We start from the raw sequence: 2,661 nt of genomic DNA on the forward strand, positions 1-2,661 counted from the left end.
GACAGGATATTGCCTTGACCGAATTAAAATTAGTGAAGGAAATTGAGCAAACGCGTAAAGAAATTAAAGAAGTTGAACTTAAACTCACTAAAGAAATTGAGCAAGTCCGAGGCGAAATCAAAGAAACCGAACTTAAACTCACTAAAGAGATAGAACAGGTGCGAACAGAAATGCGAGTGGAGATAGAGAAAGTAAGGGTTGAGATTCACAAGGTAAAGTCAGATATTTTAAAATGGCTTTTTGGGTTTTTCATTACCCAGACTATTACGATTATTGGAGTCATTGTGTGGCTGTTTCAGGTTTGGCGGTGATGACAAAACTTAAATATTTAGACAGATGTTATCCGTTCCCACTGATAAAAAACTATATTCCGTTGCTCTTTGCTAAATTCAATCCCTATGATATATATTTCACTGCTATTGTTTTTATATTTCTCATAATATCGTTTCTCTTTTATCTGCTGTAAGGCTTTCCCTTCCCCCTTACCTTCTACAACCTTAAATTCTACAATATATGCCCTCTTGTTCCACAATACCGTTAAATCAATCCTCCCCGTAGTGGTGGTATCCTCCGCTACTACGGTTAATCCTGCTCCATTGAATAATGCATACACCACCGAGGCATAGTACCCTTCATACTCCTGTATGTTATTCTTACGGTACCAATCAGCTGGAAAACTTGCAAAAAAACTAACTAATATTTCTTTTAACCTCTCTACTGCACCTTTTTCAAATGCGCTTATCAATTCTATCTGCGTTCCATCTTTTGCCACAGGTACTGGCGTAAGATATGTTAAAAAGGCATCATTAAAACTCATCCTCACTTCTAAATTGGGATAGGTTAACACATACACATTCTTGCTGCCTACTCTCACTAATTCCTTTATGGTAAGATACCCCGATTGAAACAAAAGATTTTCAGGAAATATATAATCTATATCAAGATTGGATAGTAGTTCTTCCCCTACCTTGAGCTCCTCCAATTTTGGCACATAATACGCATTCTTCTGAAATAGCTTTATCAAAAATGTTGGTGTCCCTGTCTCAAACCAGTATGCCCTGAATCGCTTCTCAGAAAAAAGAAGCAATATATCAAAAGGATTGTACATTCGTTCACCAAGCCAGCTGTACCCGTTATACCACACCTTTAGCTCTTCTTTATCAAAATCTTTTACCCTGTCCTCAAAAACTTTCTCAAGTTCTCTCTGAGTATATCCACAAATCGTTGCATATTCAGGATTCAGCGTTATATCCTGCAACTGATTTAATCCACTGAATATGGACACCTTCGAAAATCTCGATACCCCTGTTAAAAATACAAGCTTTATATATGCATCAAGCGGCTTTATGACGCTATATAGATTCTTCAATACATCCCGTATGGCAATAGCCTTTTCTATATTATCTATCCTGTCAAGTATTGGCTTGTCATACTCATCTATTAAAATTACTACCTTATGCTTATAATGCGCTTGCGCTTTCAGTATCAAATCCTCAAACGCTGTCCTGTAATCATCATCAACATTTGCGCTTATCCCTAAATTTTCAAAATTACGTCCAATTTGAACCTTTATCCATTTCTCCAATGTACCAGCATCATCAACTAACCCGCCTCCAAAATCAATATTCAGTACCGGATAGGTTTGACTCCAATCCCAATTATCATACAAATACAGCCCTTTAAAAAGCTCACGCTTCCCAAGGAATGCTTGCTTTATGGTATCAAGAAACAGGGATTTGCCAAAACGCCGGGGACGCGATAGAAAGTAAAATTTACCCTCATTTGTAAGTTTTGCAACAAAGTAAGTCTTGTCCACATAGTAATATCCCCCGGTGGCTATTTCCTCAAAGCTCTGTATTCCAATGGGCAGTTTCTTCATGTGTTTATTTCCCTGCGATAATTTTTATCCATAAATACCACCAATTGCTATAATTGTCAACTGGAAAGAATAATGGAATGTTACTTTGGCACAAGATGTATTTTAATATGAATGTATGATGTTCTTTTTAAAGTTGAACTAAATGACATTGGAGTAAAAGTCACTTCGAGCGAAGCGTGGCAGTCTCAATACCACAGAAGGTAGATTGCTTCGTTACTTCGCTCCTCGCAATGACATGATGGACGGGATTGCCACGTGCCTTCGACACTCGCAATGACGCATAGGACAAAGTCATTGAAAGCGTATTGTAGCAATCATGTAGCCTTCCAATTATCTCATCCCCTTGAAAAAAATGTCAAATAGTAAAATGTGGTAAAAATGCCTGGTGTTTTCAAGGTGCATGATTGGAGTGATACATATTAATAAAATATGGCTACACTTACACATAACAATCTTTTCCTTCCAAAAACGAATCTTCCCGCTTGTTTTTAAATGAAAAATCGCCCTTTCAACGTGTTATAACAGTGTAGCCATTGGTAATATAATGTATAAACAATTAAATATTATTTGTATATATTTTGATACAAACTATTGCTATCAGAATGTCAACATTAATTTTTAATAATTAATAAAAAATTACAAAATAACTATATAATGTTGTCATAAAATATAACATTTTGTTATATTTATAACAAAAAACTGTTATATTTATAACGTTTAAATCGATTTATGCAACATTACAATACGATATTGTTTATTCTATTTGGGGTTACGGTATAATA

Annotated in this window: 2 protein-coding genes; one reads left to right on the top strand and one right to left on the bottom strand. The window is 35.6% G+C overall.

The window, feature by feature from the left end; genetic code table 11:
• On the top strand, nt 1–311 hold a 311-nt coding region (locus AB1444_16340), incomplete at its 5' end, for a DUF1640 domain-containing protein (protein MEW6528223.1).
• Nucleotides 312–328: 17 nt separating this feature from the next.
• Here the strand turns inward: AB1444_16340 and AB1444_16345 are convergent.
• Nucleotides 329–1,879 (bottom strand): ATP-binding protein, encoded by a 1,551-nt coding sequence (locus tag AB1444_16345; GenBank protein MEW6528224.1) that lies wholly within the window; start codon nt 1,877–1,879, stop codon nt 329–331.
• Nucleotides 1,880–2,661 lie beyond the last annotated feature (782 nt).

The organism is Spirochaetota bacterium (genome assembly GCA_040756435.1).
In the GTDB taxonomy this organism is placed as follows: domain Bacteria; phylum Spirochaetota; class UBA4802; order UBA4802; family UB4802; genus UBA4802.

Excerpts from the sequence above, each read along its gene's own strand:
- AB1444_16345 (MEW6528224.1), bottom strand. The coding sequence starts at position 1,879 with ATGAAGAAACTGCCCATTGGAATACAGAGCTTTGAGGAAATAGCCACC.